Raw genomic sequence first — 17,862 nt, 5'->3', positions numbered from 1 at the left:
CCCGAGCCCTCATGGCCGAGGCGAGACGAGTCGAGAGCGAGGCGTGACGAGTGCCTCCATCCTAGCGTCGCCTCGGCGCTGGCCCAAACGAAAACGCGCACCACCCCGGAGGGTGATGCGCGTTTTCAGGCAGATGAATGCCTGACTGGTCGGGAACAGTCGCCCTGGCGCCGAGTCAGTGCTCTGCTCAGCGCGTGATTTCCATCAGCTCGCGGCCGCGCGGACTGAGCGCCAGCCACAGACCCAGCACCACGCCCATCAGCGACAGCGCCGCCACGTACCAGGTGGGCGACAGCGGCGAGACGGTCATCATCAGCGAGACCAGAATCGGCGTGAAGCCACCGAAGATGGCATAGGCGACATTGTAGGAGAACGACAGCCCGGTGAAGCGTACTGCCGGCGGGAAGCCGCGGATCGCGATGCTCGGCACCGCGCCGACGATGCCGACGCTGAAGCCGGTCAGGCAGTAGAGCGGCACCAGCAGGCTGGGGTCCGAGTGCATGGTGGCCAGGAAGATCCAGTAGGTGATGCCCAGCAGAGCGCTCCACAGCACCAGAGTCACCCCGGCACCGATGCGATCGACCATGTAACCGGACACGATGCAGCCGATGCACACCGCCACGATCGCCAGACTGTTGGCGGAGAAGGCGGCGGCACGAGTCAGCCCCTCAAGCTCCGCGATCAGGCTCGGTGTCATCAGGATCACCACCACGATGGCGGCGGTCAGCACCCAGGTGACGGCCATCGCCACGGCAATCGCCGGACGCTGTTCACGCAGGATCATCTTCAATGGCAGCTCGGCGGCCAGCGCCTTCTTCTGCTGCATCTCGGCGAAGACCGGGGTCTCGTGCAACCAGCGACGCAGGTAGACCGAGAACAGCCCGAACACGCCACCGATGATGAATGGAATCCGCCAGGCGAAATCACTCACCTCTTCGGGGGTATAGACACTGTTGATGGCACTGGCCATCAGCGAGCCCAGCAGGATGCCGCCCACCAGCCCCATCGACAGGGTGCCGCAGGCCAGACCATTGTGACGCGGTGCGACGTGTTCGCTGACGAACACCCAGGCCCCCGGCACCTCACCGCCGACTGCCGCACCCTGGAAGATGCGCAGGATGATCAGCAGCAGCGGCGCCCACATGCCGATGACGGCATAGGTCGGCAGCATGCCCATCAGCAGGGTCGGCAACGACATCATGAAGATGGACAGCGTGAACATCTTCTTGCGACCCAGCGTATCGCCGAAGTGGGCCATGATGATGCCGCCCAGCGGGCGCGCCAGATAACCGGCGGCGAAGATACCGAAGGTCTGCACCTGACGTAGCCATTCGGGAATGTCGGGCGGGAAGAACAGCTGACCGACGACGGTGGCGAAGAACACGAAGATGACGAAGTCATAGAACTCGAGGGCGCCGCCGAGTGCGGACAGGCCAAGTACCTTGATGTCACCACGCTTGAGCGAATTTTCGTTGGGCAAATCGTGGGCAGCGGTGGCTGAGCCCGCTGCGGGGACGGAATCGTTCATGGATCTCTGTGTTAGCGGGGGCTGGTGTCCAGCGATGGTCAAGAGTGATTCACGCGTCGCGCATCTTGTTGTCGTGTCGTCTTTCAGCACAAGCCTCGCAGACGCCACGGTCAGGCGTCCTAGCGAGCGCAATGGCGGAAAGCACCGGGGTTGCCCCGGGCGTGGCGATGGTGCGGAATCCTGCCAGCGTACGCTGCATCACTGTATTGCGAAAAACACAATATTGCTCGATGCAGTCATGCGTCTCATGTAACGCACCCAGAGTAGCAAACACGTCCGTGGCTGGGTAGCGCCCGCTCACGGATTACGGGCGGTTTCTGCAGCGAGGGGCACGAAATGTCGCAAGCGCACGAAGGGACATGAAAGCCCGGCCAGGCAGATCAGGCACGAAAGACGCAGACGAAACACCCCGGCGCCTGAACAGGCCGACCGGGGTGATGGGAAGTCGTCGGGAGACACACAGGTGCATTGGCGAGGTGAAAGTGGCGCATCGACGTGAGCGATGCCCTTCTCGGGGCAGCTTCAGCTGCAGTAACCCCAGCCTTCGAGGCGATGACGGATATCCTCGACCCGCTGACGATTCTTGCCGAGGTCGGAATGTCCCATGCGTGACACGCTGCGTACATGACAGACGCCTTCCTGTTCATTGCAGACGATTTCCACGTCATCGACGAAGCCCAGCAGGGGCGTGTGGAATTCCGCATGCAGATAACCGTCATCCGTACTGATGATTTCCGCATGCCCCATGGATTCGATGATGCTGTGCATCTTCTCCATCGCGCTCAGGCAACAGTCCGTCGGCATCGGGAGCGGCGCTACGTAATGCTTGCTGTCGGAGGCCTGGGAGCTGACCCCGTTGGGGGTACTCGGGGCTGGTGCCAGCAGCCCATCATGCAGGCCGAGGTTATCGGGGCGAGGTGAGGCAAAAAGACCGTGGCGCATTGCGATTCCTTCCTGTCATCTCTGGGCATCGGCAACGGCTTCCCATGTTGCCGGCCTGATTGTTGTTCATTGGTCGTCCATCGATTCCTGCTTTTCTGAAGCCACCCTGACGCTGCCATCGCCGGGGCTTGTCGGATTTCGACACAGGCCTCGACTTTCAGCGTAGCGACTTTTGTCGATTTTGCCCGTGAACGGGATTGATCCAGATCAACTGCCTGAAAATGCGCTCCAGATGCACGACACATGATGCCCTCCCCTTCGCCCGACCAGACGCAATCCGTACACTGAGCACATCCAGACTCGGACGTCAGCTCGACCGGGTTCGTGATTCTCCTTCTGACACCGCAAGGAACGCATCGTGAGCTTCCGCTTTCTGCATACCTCGGACTGGCATCTCGGCCAGAGCTTCCATGGCCAGAGTCGCCATGTCGAACATGCCGCCTTTCTCGACTGGCTGCTGGCACGGCTCAAGTGTCTGACCCCGGACGCCCTGCTGATCGCCGGTGATCTGTTCGATGTGGTCAATCCGAGCCTCGCCGCCCAGGAGCTGCTCTACGACTTCATCGTGCGCGCCCACGAGCAGGACGCGGCGCTCGAGATCGTGATGATCGCCGGCAATCATGACTCCGGCTCACGCATCGAGCTGCCGGCTGCCCTGCTGGCCCGCCTCAAGACCCATGCGTTGGGCCGTGTGCGCTGGGTCGATGATTCTGCCGACGGAGGGGATGCCCACCATCTCGACTGTCAGCATCTGCTGGTGCCGTTGCATGATCGTGACGGCAAGCGCCGCGCCCTGTGTCTGGCGGTGCCCTTTCTGCGCCCGGCCGAGGTCACCGGCCTGGGAGCTGGCGAGGATGAGTCGCAGGACGTGAACAAGCCTGAGCGCACCCGCAGCGAGGCCTATCGCGCGGGAGTGGCCCGTGTGCACGAGCAGCTGGTCAGTGCGGCGCGTGCCGCCCGCCAGCCCGGCGAGGCGCTGATCGCCATGGGCCACGCGCACATGCGAGACGGCGAGGTCTCCGAGAACAGCGAGCGTCCGATCCTGATGGGAGGCGAAGAGGCGCTCTCGACCAGCCTGTTCCCCGACGACATCGCCTATGTGGCGCTTGGCCACCTGCATCGTCCGCAACGCGTGGGCGGCCAGGAGCGTATCCGCTATTGCGGCACGCCGCTGGCGATGGACTTCTCCGAGGTCGATTACGGTCACCGCGTGCTGGAGATCACTCTCGAAGACGAGACACTCGCGGGCGTCGAGGAGCATCGCGTGCCCTGCCATGTCGCGCTCACGCGCATCGGACCGGCACCGCTGACCGAGATCACCGCCCAGCTCACGGCGCTGGTCGCCGAGGCAGACCGTGAACTCGAGCCGGCACGCTGGCCGTGGCTTGAGGTGAGCGTGCAGCTGGAGGCGCCCGTGATCGACCTGCGCGCGCGCATCGAGGCACTGCTGGAAGACGCGCCGCTGCGGCTGATCAAGCTGGTCACCCGCTATCCGGCGCCCAGCGCCGAGAATCGCGCGCCCAAGGGCGTGAAGCTCGATGAACTGGGGCCGATGGGGCTGTTCGAGCGCCACTATCGCGCCACCTATGACAGCGAGCCGGCCCCGTCACTGATCGAGGATTTCGCCCAGCTGCTCGAGGAGGTCGAGATCGCGCGTGAGGCACGCCTGTCAGGGGAACCGAGCAAGACCACCAAGCCCAGTCGCCAGGCCGACAAGACAGCCTCGGCAGACAAGGCCAAGGGAGGTCAGTCATGAAGATCCTCGCCCTGCGCCTCGACAACCTGGCCTCGCTGGCCGGCGCGCATGAAGTCGACTTCGAGAAGGCGCCGCTGTCCGATGCGGGCCTGTTCGCCATCACCGGCCCCACCGGGGCCGGCAAGAGCACGCTGCTCGATGCCCTGTGTCTGGCGCTCTACGGCACCACGCCACGCCTGCGCCAGACCCCGAGCGGCGGTCAGCTGGAGGATGTCGGCGAGCATCAGCTGACCCTCAAGGACCCGCGCAGCCTGCTCCGGCGCGGCTGCGGCGAAGGCAAGGCCGAGGTGGACTTCATCGGCCGCGATGGCCTGCGCTATCGCGCCGGCTGGACGGTCAGCCGCGCGCGCGGCAAGCCCGGCGGACGCCTGCAGAACGCCAAGCAACATCTCCAGCTGCTGCCCACGGCCGATGACACCCAGTCAGCTCAGACCCTCAATACCACCAGCAATGACGCCAAGGCGTTGATCATCGACAGACTGGGACTGAACTTCGAGCAGTTCACCCGCGCCGTACTGCTGGCCCAGAGCGAGTTCAGCGCCTTCCTGCGCGCCAACGACAACGAGCGCTCGGAGCTGCTGGAGAAACTGACCGATACCGGCCACTACTCCGATATCTCGATCGCCGCCCACGAGCGTGAGCGCAGCGCCCGCGAGGCCGTCAACGAGCTCGAACGCCAGCTGGATGGCCAGCTGCCGGCAAGCCCGGACGAGCGCCAGGCACTCGAGGATGAGGTCCGTCTACGCCAGACGGCCATGACCCGCCTCAGCGAACAGCATGATGCGCTGACGGCCTATCACCAGTGGACCACCACGGCGGGCGAGCTCGAACAGGCCCTGGGTCAGGCGCAGCTTGAACAGAAGGAGGCTCACGCCGCCAGTGCTGCGCTATCCCGTCAGCGCGAGCAACTCAGCGCCCTGGAAGCCCTCGCGCCGATTCGCCCTGCCCTGCTGCGCCTCAAGGCGATCTCGCCGCAGCATGCCCAGCTGGCCACGCAGCTCACCCGGGTACAGCAACAGCTCGGCACTCTGTCACCACGCACCGAGCAGGCCCGGGCCGACAAGCAGGCCGCCGATGAACGCATGCAGCGCTGCGAGACCTGGCGTGGCGAGCAACTGCCCAAGCTGGAAGAGGCCCGTCAGGTGGCCTCGCGTCTGGCGCAACAGCGCGAGACACATGTCAGCCAGCAGAATGAACAGCAACGCCTGCGCGACACGCTCGGCCACCATCAGCAGGAGCTGGAGACACAGGATCGACAGCGCCAGCAGCTGGATCAGCAACTCCAGCAGCTGCAGGCGACGCTGGTCGACGAGTCCGGTCAGCCGCTGAGCGATGCCGAAGACCATCGGGACCAGCTGCAACGTCAGCGCGATGCATTGCTGCAGCTGAAACCTGTGCTCAGCGAGCAGATCAATGGCCTGGCCCGCCGTGATGAGGTCCAGCAGCGCCTTGTCGAGCTGGAGCAGCTGCTGCCCCGGCAGCAACAGGCGTTGCACGAGGTGGCTGCCCGGCAGGCCCAGGCATTGCAGGCCCGCGATCAGGCGCGCCACGAGGAAGACGCCGAGCGCCGCCAGCAGGAGCAGGAGCGTCTGGCACGCAGCGACAACGTGATGGCGCTGCGCCGTGGGCTGGTCCATGGCGAGGAATGTCCGGTGTGCGGCAGCCACGAGCACCCCGCCGCCGCTCAGGCCGCGCCGGCCGAGGCGCTGATCGCTCAGCTGGAACAGCAGGCCCGCGAGCGTCTTGAACAGCGCCGACAGGCCACGGCCACCGCGCAGCACGCCATGGAGGCGGCCAGTCACGAGCACGCACGTCTCGAGCAGCAGCTCGGCTACCTGCAGCAGGAACAGGCGCAGCTGCACACGGAGCGGCAACGTCTGCAGCAGCAGGCGCAGACCTGTCAGTCGAATCTGACCGACATTCTGGCTCGGCATTCGCTGTCAGAGCAGCCGCTGCTTGAGTCCCTGCCCCAGCTGCCTGCCGCACGAGCACTGGAACTGCTCGAGCAGCGCCTTGGCGAACTGGACGCCCGCCAGAACACGCTGGTGACGACGCTGCGTCAGCTGACGCCGCTGCGGGAGCAACGCCAGGCACTGGCGACACGCCACGCCACGCTGACGACGCAATGCCAGCATGGCGAAGCGCAGCTTCAGCAGTGTGAGGCACGCATCGCGGCGCTGGCGAGCGAGATCGAGCAGCTGAGCGGCACGCTTGCCCAGCAGCTGAGCGCAGACCCCAGGCGACAGCATGCCAGCGTGAGCGACTGGTCCGACTGGGTCGAATCGCTGACCACCCGCATGCGCAATGAGCAGGAGGATGCGCGTCAGGCGCTGCAAGAGCTGAGCGACCAGCAACAGCAGCTGACGCAGCAGCAGGCCAACCTGCAGCAACGCCAGACGGAGCTGCAAGAGGAGCAGCGCGCGCTCGACAGTGAACGCGCGCATTGGCAGGCCGAGAACCCTGGCCTGGATGACGCGCGGATCGAGGAGTTGCTGGCCGTCGAGGATCACGACCTGCAGGCACTGCGCCAGCAACTGCGTAGCGCCCACGAGCGAGTCGCACGCGCGGATGCCCTGTGTGAGGAGCGCAATGCGCGTCAGCTCAAACACTGGCAGGCCGCTCGGACCTCCGACTGGCAGGCAGCGCTCGAACAGCTGGCAGCGCCCGCCGAGGACACGACTGGAGACGATACGCAGGCAGACGGTGCATCAGGGGCTGAAGAGCTCGGCGTCATTCGCGGCCAGGCCGAGCAGGCATTGGCGGTGCATGCTGGTCTGCAGGCCCGCTTGCAGGAGGCCCCGGAAGAAGGAGCCGCTGGCACACTGACGGATGCGCCGCCAGGGCCCGAGGATGACACCCGCGAGCTTGGCGAGGCGCTGGCCAGTCTGATCACGGCACTCAAGGCACCGCTCGATGCCGTGCGCGAGGCCCATCAGACGGCACAGGCGGCGATACTCAATGATGATCAGCGCCGCAGTGGCAGCGCCGCGCTTGCCGAGCGTCTCGCAGCCGCGCGTGCCGAACATCAGCGCTGGGGGGCGCTGTCGGAGCTGATCGGCAGCGCCAGCGGCGCCAGGTTCCGCACCATCGCCCAGGCCTTCAATCTCGAGCGCCTGATCGAGCATGCCAATCTGCACCTGACCAATCTGGCACGTCGCTATCGTCTGGCCCGCGGCGCCAGCCCGCTGGGACTGGTGGTGGTGGATACCGAGATGGGTGATGAACTGCGCAGCGTTCACTCGCTGTCCGGCGGCGAGACCTTCCTTGTCTCGCTGGCACTGGCGCTGGGCCTGGCGGGCATGGCTTCCGGCGAGCTGCGCATCGAATCGCTGTTCATCGATGAGGGCTTCGGCAGTCTCGACCCGGATTCGCTGGCGCTGGCGATGGAGGCATTGGATGGCCTGCAGGCCAGCGGCCGTCGCGTCGGGGTCATCTCGCATGTGGCCGAGATGCATGAACGCATTCCGGTGCGTATCGCGGTGCGCCCCTCGGGCAACGGTCAGAGCCGTCTGGAAATCGAAGGCTAAGCGTCGCCAGGCCTCGCAAAGACAGATAACGCGAAGACAGGTAATGCGACGCTAGGCATCACGGAGCCGCTTGAGACGCCGGCTGGCAAGCTGATCCGCCAGTCGGGTCGGCTCGGGCAGCTTGGTCTTGCCCAGACAGTGCAGGGTCATCGAAAGCGCCGTCTCCAGATTCATGCGCTGGCCCGGCGAGACGAACACCGGCTTGACCTTCGCGCGTGAGCGCAGCACGGCGCCCAGCTGGCTGCGCTGTTCGCGTCTGGGCAGCTCGGTGTCCTCGATGATGCCGAGCTCGGCATCCGCCTCGCGTACGCGATCCGTCAACGCGACCCAGTCACCACGCGCATCGCCCGGCTCGCCATGCTTGCCGCACAGACGCTTCTTGGCCACTCCGAAGGACGGCAGGTCACACCACAGGCCAAGATGCGCCGCCACGCCCAGGCGGCGCGGATGGGCGATGCCATGACCGTCCACCATCAGGCATTCGGGCGGCTGCTCGAGTGCCTCAATGGCGGCGATGGCAGCGGGCAGCTCCCGAAACGACAGCAGGCCCGGAATGTAGGGCATGCGGGTCGGCTGACGGATCAGCTGCTGCTCGAGGGGTTCCAGCGTCGCCAGATCCAGCGTCACCACCGCCGCGCGTGTCACCTCGCCTGCATCCTCGAAGCCGATATCGACCCCCGTGATGGTCGCCGGCCAGGCCTCGGGACTTGCTCCCCAGGGCGGCGTCAGCGTCAGTCGCGTCGCCATTTCGCGTTGCTTGGCGACGGCGTCGGCAGGGTCGAGATTCCAATCGTGCAGTGCTGTCGTCCACTCACTCATGCACTTACTCATGCATTCCCTCACGGCGGTTGCGGGTCTCTCCCTCTCAGATGCTATCGATCGCCCTCACCTTCAAGTTGCTTGCCCAGTGAACGCAGCACCTCCGCCGCCTGGTTGCGGAAGCTGTCCAGCCCGTTGCCGACCTCCCCCATGCCGCGTTCCAGCTGACGCGAGAGCCGATTGGAAAGCGGTTGATCCGCGCGTGCCGCCAGCTGCTCCGGCGTCATGTCGAGCACCAGGCGGTAGCGGATGTCGCCGGGGGCCGTGGCGGCGAGCGGATCACTGACGGCTTCACGAGTGAAGCGCGTGAAGTCGATGCTGGCCGCCTTGTCACCGCCTTCCGGACGGATCAACAGACGATGGATCTGGCCACGCGTATCACTGAGCACATCCTCGACCCGACCCAGCACCTCGCCCTGCGGCGTGACCACCGGTGACAGCCGCAGGGCCTCCAGCGAGACCAGCGGGACGCGAATCTCCGGCGTGGCGCTGCTGGCGGGCATGCCGGACTCGGCGTGGGCCGCGCTGAGCGACAACCAGGGTGTCGCCAGCAGAGCGCACAGTATCAGCTGGCGGGCGGGCGCGGCCTTCAGGCCACGGTGCAGGGCATCGAGTGAAGAGATCATGTGGGCATCCTCGGGAAATGATGGACGGTGGACGCTCCACCGCTATGCCAGAACAGGATACCAGCCCCTGTGACGCCTTTCGTCCAGGCACAAAAAAACCGGCACCTCGTGAGAGGTACCGGTCTTTTCAGAAGCCGTGGCCAGCACTGTGTTCAGCGCCGGCCAGACTCAGGCCTGATCAGGCGCGACGACGGTCGTCGTTGCCACCTTCACGGCGCTGCGGACGAGCGCCCGCACCGTCTTCTGCCAGTTCCAGCGGACGGCCAGCGACGCGAGCACGCGCCATCTTGGACACGATGCTGGTCGGCAGACCGCTCGGCAGCTCCACGACACTGTGCGTGTTGCGGATGTCGATGCGACCGATGCGCGAACCTTCGATGCCACCTTCGTTGGCGAGAGCGCCAACCAGCTGGCCCGGCTTGACGCCGTCACGATGGCCGACGGCCACACGGTAGAGCTTCATGCCTTCACGTGCGACCGGCGCAGAGCTGCGACGCTCACCACGTTCCGGACGCTCGCCGCGCTCAGGACGCTCGTTGCGACGCGCACCCGGCTTCGGCAGGGACTGGATCGGTGTCTCTTCGGCGCGAGCCATCTTGACGAAGACCGCGGCCAGCTCGACTGGATCATGACCTTCCTCGATCAGGCTCTGCACCAGGGCGCGGTGGCCATTGGAGCTGCTGCCCAGGGCTTCGACGACGCGAGCACGGAAGGCCGCGTCACGGTGAGCACGGATCTCTTCTTCGCTCGGCAGCTGGCGTTCGGTGATGCGCTGGCCCAGGGCCTGCTCCATCCAGCGAACCTTGCGCATCTCGCGACCGCTGACGAAGGTGATGGCGCGACCTTCACGACCGGCACGACCGGTACGGCCAGTACGGTGGACGAAGGATTCGCTGTCACCCGGCAGGTCGTAGTTGAAGACGTGGGTGATACGCGCCACGTCCAGACCACGAGCGGCGACGTCGGTCGCGACCAGCACGTCGACCTTGCCACGCTTCAGACGCGTCACGGTACGCTCACGCAGGGACTGGTCCAGATCACCGGACAGTGCCGCAGCGGAGATACCGCGAGCCATCAGCTGCTCGACGACGGTGGTACAGGCGGCACGAGTCCGCACGAAGACGATGGCGGCATCGACGGTCTCGACTTCCAGCAGGCGGGACAGCGCTTCCAGCTTGGCGCCGCCTTCGACACGCACCATCATCTGCTCGATGGTGGAAGCGGTCTTGGATTCGGACTTGATGGCCACCTTGATCGGGTCAACCAGATAGCGGTTGACGATACGCTCGATCTCGGTCGGAAGCGTCGCGGAGAAGAACACGCGCTGTGCTTCCTTCGGGGTATCGGCGACGACGCGCTTGACGTCATCGATGAAGCCCATGCGCAGCATCTCGTCGGCTTCGTCCAGCACCAGGGCGGACAGGCCGTCGAGCTTCAGGCTCTTGCGATCCAGGTGGTCGATGACACGACCCGGAGTCCCGACGACGATCTGGGCGCCGCTCTTCAGGCTGCGCATCTGCTCGCGGTAGTCCTGACCACCACACAGAGTGGCAACTTCCAGGCCACGCATGAACTGGCCGTAACGAGTGAAGTTGACAGCGACCTGCTGAGCCAGCTCACGGGTCGGAGCCAGCACGAGAACCTGCGGCTCGCGGCGGTCGAGGTCCAGACGGGTCAGCAGCGGCAGAGCGAAGGCCGCAGTCTTGCCGGTACCGGTCTGGGCCTGACCGATCATGTCACGGCCATCGAGCAGGCTCGGGATGGTCTGGGCCTGGATGGGGGACGGTGTTTCGTAGCCCAGCTTCTCGAGAGAGGTCAGGACGGCAGGCAGCAGGGCAAGATCGCTGAAGCGATCGACGACGGAAGTCGTGGTCATGTATATCTCACACCTAAATGGCTACAAGTGAAGCTTGTAGCTGAAGAATGGGTCGGCTTGAACCGACACGAAGCGTAAGGGCTCCGTCTGGCGATGCCGTCAGGCACGAGGCGCTGGCATCATCAGAAAAAACGTACGAGTGCTTGGACGTCTTGGCATGGACGGGCCCGGGTTGCTCTGATGGCAGACGCATTTCCGCTATCAGGCACAACGCTGCGGCGACCGTACAGCAACCAGAGGCTCTCCACTTGAGAGTCTCGGGGCGCTCCATCATGCACACTGTGGACTGGGACGGGTCTTGCGTCGCGGCGGCCGGACATCGAAGGATCGAGGGGTCACGGAGGGCTCGGGGCAAGCTACGCCACTCGGTCCGGGAGGCGCGAAATTACCGTCTGAAGGCCTGTCAAGAAAGGCGATCACCGGCTTCGGCTACTCAGGATGGTGGGTCACTACATGCGAGGAGCTGGCATTCTAGCAGTCCCTCGCGCATTCTGCATCCTTTCTTTTGACCTTGGTCGCAGGCCAGGCGTCTACCGGCGCAGGCCACACTCGCCAATTCCCTCTGACAGGAGACGGCATGACTGACGTGCAAGACCCCACCACCCCCTCACCCGCCGAGCCCATCACCACGCTATGGGTCGATGCTGACGCCTGCCCGCGCGCGGCGCGCGACATCCTGGTCCGCGCCGCGGAGCGGACCGCTACCCCCACCTGGTTCGTGGCCAATCATCAGGTGCCGCTACCACGCTCGGTGCATGTCAAGGCGCTGTCCGTCCCTGCCGGTGCCGATGCGGCGGACCAGTTGATCGTCGAGCGCGCCCGGCCCGGCGACATGGTGATCACGTCCGACCTGCCGCTGGCGCTGGAGGCGATCGAGAAAGGCGCGCTGGTGATGACGAGCCGCGGCGAGACACTGGATGCCAACAACATCCGCGCCAAGGTTCAGATGCGCGATTTCATGGAGAGCATGCGTTCCAGCGGCGAACACACCGGCGGCCCCTCCGCCTATGGCCAGCGCGAGCAGCGCGACTTCGGCAATGCGCTGGACCGCTGGCTGGCCAAGGCCAGACGAACCAGGCCGTGAGGCCGAACGCCTCGTCCCGGCCGCGATGGCTTCAGTGGTGGCGGCGAATGCCCTGCCCTGTCAGGCGCTCACGATCATGCGGTGCCTCGAGATCCAGCATCGGGCCGAGGGGCACGATACCGGTCGGATTCACCGCCAGCTGACTGCCGTAGTAGTGGGTCTTGATCTGCGCGAGATCGCAGGTCTCGGCGACGCCCGGCCACTGGTACAGCTCGCGCAGGTAATTCGAGAGATTGGGATAGTCACTGATGCGGCGCTGATTGCACTTGAAGTGGCCGTGATAGACGACATCGAAGCGCAGCAGCGTGGTGAAGAGGCGGATGTCCGCTTCGGTCAACCACTCACCGACCAGATAGCGCGAGTCGACCAGACGGCGTTCCAGTGAATCCAGGCAGGCGAACAGCGCGGTGAAGTGACGCTCATAGGCCTGCTGGCTGGTGGCAAAACCGGTCTTGTAGACGCCATTGTTGACCTTGTCGTAGATCTCGGCATTGAGAGCATCGATCTCGCCGCGCAGGTCCTCGGGAGAGAAATCCAGGTCATTGCCGGTCAGCGGATCGAAGGCGTCGTTGAAGATGCGCACCAGGTCAGCGGATTCGTTGTTGACGATGCGCCCCGCCTTGCGATCCCACAGCGCCGGTACGGTGACACGGCCGGTGTAGTGCGGGTCGGTCATGGTGTAGAGCTGATGGTGGTAGCGCACGCCGTTGATCGGATCGCCACTGGAGCCCTCTTCCTCGAGATAGCTCCAGCCATGTTCCAGCATGTAGGGGCTGGTGAAGGACATGCCCACGACCGACGTCAGTCCCTTGAGAGAGCGCATCACCAGCGCACGGTGGGCCCACGGACAGGCCAGCGAGACATAGAGATGATAGCGCCCGACTTCGGCGGGCACGGCAGACTGGCCGTCAGGGCCCTGCTCGGCCGCACCGGGGGGTACGACCCAGTCACGCAGGCTGGCACTCTCGCGCTTGAATTCCCCGCCATTGCTGTCGGTATCGTAACCACGATTCTGCCAGGTGCCATCGACCAGTAAGCCCATGAGGAAATGTCCCGTCATGCAAGGTGAGGATAGCCATTCAAGGGATCGCAGAGGAGCCATGGTCCCCGCACGCAACGAATGACGCCTCTTTGACAGGTGGTAGCGCCCAGAGGCTTTTCCAATCCCCAGCCGCTTTCTCATGTGGCTCAGGAGTGCTTCACCCCCCTTGAACGCTGTGATGCAGCTGCTCGACCATCGCACGCACGCCAGGGCCGGCGCTGTCGGCATCGGGCAGGTAGAGATGAATGTCGATCTCACGCTCGCCGCCGTTGAGCAAGGGCAAGGGCACGAGTGCCCCCTGGGTCAGCGCCTGCGAGATTCGTGAACGCGGCAGCCAGGCAAAGCCCAGGCCACGCTCGGCGAGATCGACGGACGTCGCCAGATGACTCACCGTCCAGCGCTCCTCTGCCTTCAGCCAGCCGGCATCCATGCCTGTCGAGCGACTGCTGTCGCGCACCACCAGCTGCCGATGCTGTTCGAGGTCACGCAGATCCAGCGGCCGTCCCAGCGCATGCAGGGGATGCCTTGGCGCCGCTACCGCCACGAAGGTTTCCCGCACCAGCAGGCTACCAAGCTGCCCTTCCTGTGGCAGCGCGCTGACCAGCAGATCGACCTGGCCGGCATCCCAGAGCTCACTGCCACCCGTCAAGGTGGTTTCGTGCAGCTGTATCCGAACCTGGGGATAGGCCGCGGAGAACCCCTCCAACGCACGGGCCAGTAGGTCCGAGGGAAACAGCTGATCCACGGCCAGGCTTATCTCGCTCTCCATGCCTTGTGACAGCGCCTGGGCCACATCCTCCAGCGCGCTGGCACTCTCGATCAACTGGCGTGCGCGACGCAGGAGCATCTCGCCGGCCTCGGTCAGGCGCACGTTGCGCCCCACCGGCTCCAGCAACGGCACTCCCAGCAACGCCTCCAGGCGATGCACCGCATGATTGAGCGTGGAGGGGCTCTTGTGCACGGCCTCGGCGGCTCGGGCAAAACTGCCATGATCGACCACGGCGGCCAGCATCTGCCATTGGGCCAGAGTCACTCGAGACGACATCGGACATTCTCCACTGATTTCTTGTTGCCACGCGGGCGCACGAAGGCGAGACAGGGCGACATGAGCGACGCCACCCTGCTGTCCCTCTGGACAATCTTCGCCCCCTTCAGAGATCTCATGTTGCGACGCCAGAGCATCATGTGCCAACACGTTCGCCACTCTGCGTCACAATCCTCTGACAACAGGACGCTATCCTCGTGATGTACGCACTGACTTGCAGAATATTTCGACGAAGTTACAAAATTTAACAGCAAGCAGATATTACTGTGAGAACAGCGTTTCTTAAGCAAAAATGGCGGGATTTTCGACTGTCCTCATAAAACAGACACCGCTAGCACGACCCCTGATGATCAAAACAGGGTTGAATTCCTAATACTGGACATGTGTCCAGCCTATCGAATGCGCAAAAGCTTGGTTAAGGTTCGGATGCGAATCTGTCGTCTTCTGTTCTGTTCACTTCATCACATCATCGGTCAACTATGCTGCGAATCCTTCATTCGCTCCCACGCGTGCACAAGTATCTTCTTTTACCTGTTGCCACAATGGTCACCGTGCTGGGCGCTCACAAGCTTCTTGAAACTCTGGACTCTCAAGAGATCTCACCTGCCTCTCGCCACCTCGCCATCGACCTGGCCAATGCCAGCTCGGAGGTGACGAACGCATTGCCGGTTGCCATCGCGCACGCGCAACAGACGCCTGCTCCGCTGGCCACGGCCAGTCTTGATGCGGGGCATCAGGCACTGAGCGCAGCTGGCGAGGTGCCACTCTCCGCGCTGACGCCGAGTGAGGTCATCGATGTCGACTTCGACATGCCGGTGATGTTGACCGACGCCAACTACCCTGCCGGTGAGGCTGAGCCCGGCCCGATCGTGGCACTGGCACCTTCTGCCGTGAAGACGGCCGAGGCGGTGATCGCCACCGCGACCGATGAGCAGGCCGGCGGGACCTCCTACGATGACCTGTCCGTCGATCCGGTCGAGCTGGGCGAGAGTCCGACGCTGCAGACCGAACTGGCAGCCAAGGAAGTCTATGTCCCGGAATGGCAGACCTACACCGTGCAGGCGGGCGACACCTTTGCCGTGATGGCGGAGCGTTCTCTGGGGCTCGGCTATCGCGAGACCACCCGCATCATCAAGTCGCTGCCGGACAAGCGTGTGCTGACCCACTGGCGTATCGGTGACAGCCTCGACTACAAGCTCGACGAGGACGGCAACCTGCTGGCGCTGCGCATCATGAAGGATGCGCGTCGCGGCTTCATGGTCAAGCGTGACCCTCAGCAGGATTCCTTCAGCGTCGCCAAGATAGAGAAGGCCACTCAAGCAACCCAGCGTCTGTTCGCCGGTACCGTCAGCGGCAGCTTCTCGCTCTCGGCGGAGGCCACCGGTCTTGGCGTGGCGGATGTCACCCAGCTGACCCAGGTACTGGGCAAGAAGATCGATTTCCGTCGCGATACCCGCAAGGGCGACAAGTTCCAGGTGCTGGTCGAGTCCGACATGATCGATGGCACCAGCACCGACTCGCGCATTCTGGCCGCCCGCTACGAGGGTACCCGCAAGTCATTGACCGTGGTGCGCAATGCCGCCGATGGCCGCTACTACACTCCGGACGGCAAGGGGCTCGACCCGGCCTTCAATCGCTACCCGCTGGCTCACAAGGCGCGCATCAGCTCGCCCTTCAACCTGAGCCGTCGCCATCCGGTCACTGGTCGCATCAGCCCGCACAAGGGCACCGACTTTGCCGTTCGCGTCGGTACACCGGTCCTGTCCACGGCTGATGGCGTGGTCGAACTGGTCGGCAACCACCCGCTGGCGGGCCGCTACCTCGTGCTGCGCATGGACAACGGCTACAAGACCCGCTACCTGCACCTCTCCAGACCCTTGGTCAAGAAAGGCGAGCGCGTGAAGATGGGTGAGAAGATCGCCCTGTCCGGCAATACCGGCCGCTCCACCGGCCCGCACCTTCACTATGAGGTGATGGTCAACAATCGTCAGGTCGATGCCATGCGCGTCCAGCTGCCGAACAACAAGTCACTGTCCGGCAAGGCGCTGGCCGCCTTCAAGCGTGAGTCACAGAACATGCTGGCCAAGCTGGAAGCCGCCGACAACACCGGCGCCATCGCCAAGGCATCGACGCCGACAGGCTCTGACGAAAGCTGATTCGCGCCATGCCCTGAAACGCAAGAGGCCCTCACCGACGTGAGGGCCTCTTGCGTTTCAGGGCGTGGCATCTCCGGATACCCCGGTGATGTCGTTACTTCTTGATACCCTTGTTGGCGGCCTGCTCCAGCAGCTCTTCGGCTTCACTGGACGCCCCCTCCTCGCGCATCCTGGCCACATCCGCATACAGGCAGACGTAAGTGCCGCACGAGGCGCAGAAGACCTTGTCTTCCGGATTGTGCACCTGAGAGACGCGCATCCGCTTGCTACCACAGTCGGGGCACGGCTTGGGGATACGCAGTTCCTCGGATAGATCGGACATGTAACAGCCTCCTGTGCAGTCTCTGGAAGGCATGCATCCGCGACGCAAGCCCGGGGAACGGGAAGTGCGCAGGATCCATGCGGTTGTGAAAGACATGGGGGCAGGCATCCTGCTTGCAACCCCATGGCGTGCTTGCCACCGAAGGTCGAGAAGAGCAGCTGTTAGGCGGCTGCCTGTCTCCTGCACACGACTTCCTTCCCGCTCGCGTCGTGTGCCAGGAACGCAAAGCCCCCGGCGCGGGCGGGGGCTTTGCATTGAGCTGGAGACCTCAGGATGCGCGAACTCTCAAGCCGCGCTGATGCGTTCACCGCTGACGATGGCATCCTGACGATTTCTCGCGGAGTGCTCCAGTGGGCGTCGTTGCGCATGGGAGCGGGCACCATCTCGCGTCAGACGAAACTCTTCCTGGAGTGCCATCTCACGCGCTGCCAATCGGAAGTCCCCCATGGAACACAGGACATGACCATTCGGGCATTTCAACAGGTGCTCATCGGGGAGATCACAGGCTGGCCAATGCAATGATTCATTGCACTCGGGGCAGCGAGGACCATTACTGGTCGGGATTGAAGTAGAAAACATGCGCGAACTCCTTTTCGGCGCAAGAGGTGACGTTGTCATGACCAGGCTCTCGATAAGGGGATCATGCAGACATGGCTCAGCATGCGTGCGCATGATGGAGACACGAGGCCGCAGACTCCATTGCACTTTATGTTAGAAATATCAGATTCCTTGCTGATGTCCCGGATAGCTCGAGGCATCTCCAGCATGTCTCATCCGCGACAGGGCATCAGACGCGCCTCATTCTGGCAGGACAATCTTACAAACGAATAACACTCCCACGGATGATGCAGATCAAGGCTGTCTCGAAACACGCTGATTGCCTTGTCGGATGACACAAAAAAAATCCCGGCCAATGGCCGGGAAAACACTCTCAGGCAGAACAGGACCTGAATCGGGAGCCAACGCTCACCGAGGGGGTCGACCAGGACGCTGGACAGTCGCCAGCGGTATCACGAATTCATGTCGCCTCTGACAAGGCACTTGCTCGGGGCTCCGGCAATGGACGATTGACCGAAAGGATGACGATTGCCGAAGCCTGACTCTCACATCTCACTGACCAGCATGCTGGACGACTGATG

At 64.0% G+C, this 17,862-nt stretch carries 13 protein-coding genes; 4 read left to right on the top strand and 9 right to left on the bottom strand.

Features of this window, described 5'->3' with window-relative positions:
- Positions 1 to 187: 187 nt before the first annotated feature.
- Together BOH68_RS02385 and BOH68_RS02380 are read right to left on the bottom strand one after the other, a co-directional pair.
- Positions 188 to 1,528 (bottom strand): MFS transporter, encoded by a 1,341-nt coding sequence (locus BOH68_RS02385; RefSeq protein WP_077379177.1) that lies wholly within the window; start codon positions 1,526 to 1,528, stop codon positions 188 to 190.
- A gap of 522 nt (positions 1,529 to 2,050) precedes the next feature.
- The gene (locus tag BOH68_RS02380; RefSeq protein ID WP_077379176.1) at positions 2,051 to 2,470 is read right to left on the bottom strand and encodes a DUF1499 domain-containing protein; all 420 of its coding nucleotides are present in this window, start codon (positions 2,468 to 2,470) and stop codon (positions 2,051 to 2,053) included.
- A gap of 358 nt (positions 2,471 to 2,828) precedes the next feature.
- Here BOH68_RS02380 and BOH68_RS02375 point away from each other — a divergent pair, with 358 nt between their 5' ends.
- Together BOH68_RS02375 and BOH68_RS02370 are read left to right on the top strand one after the other, a co-directional pair.
- On the top strand, positions 2,829 to 4,226 hold the full coding sequence (locus BOH68_RS02375; RefSeq protein WP_077379174.1) for an exonuclease SbcCD subunit D C-terminal domain-containing protein: 1,398 nt from the start codon (positions 2,829 to 2,831) through the stop codon (positions 4,224 to 4,226).
- The gene (locus tag BOH68_RS02370) at positions 4,223 to 7,753 is read left to right on the top strand and encodes an AAA family ATPase (RefSeq protein WP_077379172.1); all 3,531 of its coding nucleotides are present in this window, start codon (positions 4,223 to 4,225) and stop codon (positions 7,751 to 7,753) included. Before BOH68_RS02375 ends, BOH68_RS02370 begins: the two co-directional genes overlap by 4 nt.
- 51 nt (positions 7,754 to 7,804) lie before the next feature.
- Here the strand turns inward: BOH68_RS02370 and BOH68_RS02365 are convergent, their stop codons facing one another.
- The 3 genes from BOH68_RS02365 to BOH68_RS02355 form a co-directional block, all read right to left on the bottom strand.
- Positions 7,805 to 8,572: an endonuclease V gene (locus tag BOH68_RS02365; protein WP_077379170.1), complete on the bottom strand. Its 768-nt coding sequence runs from the start codon at positions 8,570 to 8,572 to the stop codon at positions 7,805 to 7,807.
- Between the two features lie 53 nt (positions 8,573 to 8,625).
- Positions 8,626 to 9,198: a PRC-barrel domain-containing protein gene (locus BOH68_RS02360; protein WP_077379169.1), complete on the bottom strand. Its 573-nt coding sequence runs from the start codon at positions 9,196 to 9,198 to the stop codon at positions 8,626 to 8,628.
- 178 nt (positions 9,199 to 9,376) lie between these two features.
- A complete protein-coding gene (locus BOH68_RS02355) occupies positions 9,377 to 11,074 on the bottom strand; it encodes a DEAD/DEAH box helicase (RefSeq protein ID WP_065392493.1) in 1,698 nt (565 codons plus the stop codon).
- Between the two features lie 577 nt (positions 11,075 to 11,651).
- Here BOH68_RS02355 and BOH68_RS02350 point away from each other — a divergent pair.
- Positions 11,652 to 12,158, top strand: coding sequence for a YaiI/YqxD family protein (locus BOH68_RS02350; protein WP_077379167.1), 507 nt, complete (start codon positions 11,652 to 11,654; stop codon positions 12,156 to 12,158).
- A gap of 31 nt (positions 12,159 to 12,189) precedes the next feature.
- On the opposite strand, the gene BOH68_RS02345 is transcribed toward BOH68_RS02350, so the two are convergent.
- Positions 12,190 to 13,200 carry a glutathione S-transferase family protein gene (locus tag BOH68_RS02345; protein ID WP_077379165.1) on the bottom strand — a complete coding sequence of 337 codons (1,011 nt, stop codon included), beginning with the start codon at positions 13,198 to 13,200 and terminating at the stop codon, positions 12,190 to 12,192.
- Between the two features lie 157 nt (positions 13,201 to 13,357).
- Complete coding sequence (locus BOH68_RS02340; RefSeq protein ID WP_077379163.1) at positions 13,358 to 14,245, bottom strand: LysR family transcriptional regulator; 888 nt, start codon at positions 14,243 to 14,245, stop codon at positions 13,358 to 13,360.
- Positions 14,246 to 14,787: 542 nt separating this feature from the next.
- Between BOH68_RS02340 and BOH68_RS02335 the strand changes: the two genes are divergently transcribed.
- On the top strand, positions 14,788 to 16,401 hold the full coding sequence (locus BOH68_RS02335) for a peptidoglycan DD-metalloendopeptidase family protein (protein ID WP_240704272.1): 1,614 nt from the start codon (positions 14,788 to 14,790) through the stop codon (positions 16,399 to 16,401).
- 94 nt (positions 16,402 to 16,495) lie between these two features.
- On the opposite strand, the gene BOH68_RS02330 is transcribed toward BOH68_RS02335, so the two are convergent.
- Both BOH68_RS02330 and BOH68_RS02325 read right to left on the bottom strand, forming a co-directional pair.
- The gene (locus tag BOH68_RS02330) at positions 16,496 to 16,723 is read right to left on the bottom strand and encodes a hypothetical protein (protein ID WP_077379159.1); all 228 of its coding nucleotides are present in this window, start codon (positions 16,721 to 16,723) and stop codon (positions 16,496 to 16,498) included.
- Positions 16,724 to 17,008: 285 nt separating this feature from the next.
- A complete protein-coding gene (locus BOH68_RS02325) occupies positions 17,009 to 17,302 on the bottom strand; it encodes a hypothetical protein (RefSeq protein ID WP_136939025.1) in 294 nt (97 codons plus the stop codon).
- Positions 17,303 to 17,862 lie beyond the last annotated feature (560 nt).

The organism is Cobetia sp. MM1IDA2H-1 (assembly GCF_002916775.2).
Classification (GTDB): Bacteria; Pseudomonadota; Gammaproteobacteria; order Pseudomonadales; family Halomonadaceae; genus Cobetia; species Cobetia marina.
The sequence above is the reverse complement of the archived record's forward strand: the minus strand, read 5'-3'. Positions and strand labels throughout refer to the sequence as shown.

Coding starts and splice junctions, on each gene's coding strand:
- BOH68_RS02385 (WP_077379177.1), bottom strand. CDS start 1,528: ATGAACGATTCCGTCCCCGCAGCGGGCTCAGCCACCGCTGCCCACGAT.
- BOH68_RS02380 (WP_077379176.1), bottom strand. CDS start 2,470: ATGCGCCACGGTCTTTTTGCCTCACCTCGCCCCGATAACCTCGGCCTG.
- BOH68_RS02370 (WP_077379172.1), top strand. CDS start 4,223: ATGAAGATCCTCGCCCTGCGCCTCGACAACCTGGCCTCGCTGGCCGGC.
- BOH68_RS02365 (WP_077379170.1), bottom strand. CDS start 8,572: ATGAGTGAGTGGACGACAGCACTGCACGATTGGAATCTCGACCCTGCC.
- BOH68_RS02360 (WP_077379169.1), bottom strand. CDS start 9,198: ATGATCTCTTCACTCGATGCCCTGCACCGTGGCCTGAAGGCCGCGCCC.
- BOH68_RS02355 (WP_065392493.1), bottom strand. CDS start 11,074: ATGACCACGACTTCCGTCGTCGATCGCTTCAGCGATCTTGCCCTGCTG.
- BOH68_RS02350 (WP_077379167.1), top strand. CDS start 11,652: ATGACTGACGTGCAAGACCCCACCACCCCCTCACCCGCCGAGCCCATC.
- BOH68_RS02345 (WP_077379165.1), bottom strand. CDS start 13,200: ATGGGCTTACTGGTCGATGGCACCTGGCAGAATCGTGGTTACGATACC.
- BOH68_RS02340 (WP_077379163.1), bottom strand. CDS start 14,245: ATGTCGTCTCGAGTGACTCTGGCCCAATGGCAGATGCTGGCCGCCGTG.
- BOH68_RS02335 (WP_240704272.1), top strand. CDS start 14,788: ATGGTCACCGTGCTGGGCGCTCACAAGCTTCTTGAAACTCTGGACTCT.
- BOH68_RS02330 (WP_077379159.1), bottom strand. CDS start 16,723: ATGTCCGATCTATCCGAGGAACTGCGTATCCCCAAGCCGTGCCCCGAC.
- BOH68_RS02325 (WP_136939025.1), bottom strand. CDS start 17,302: ATGTTTTCTACTTCAATCCCGACCAGTAATGGTCCTCGCTGCCCCGAG.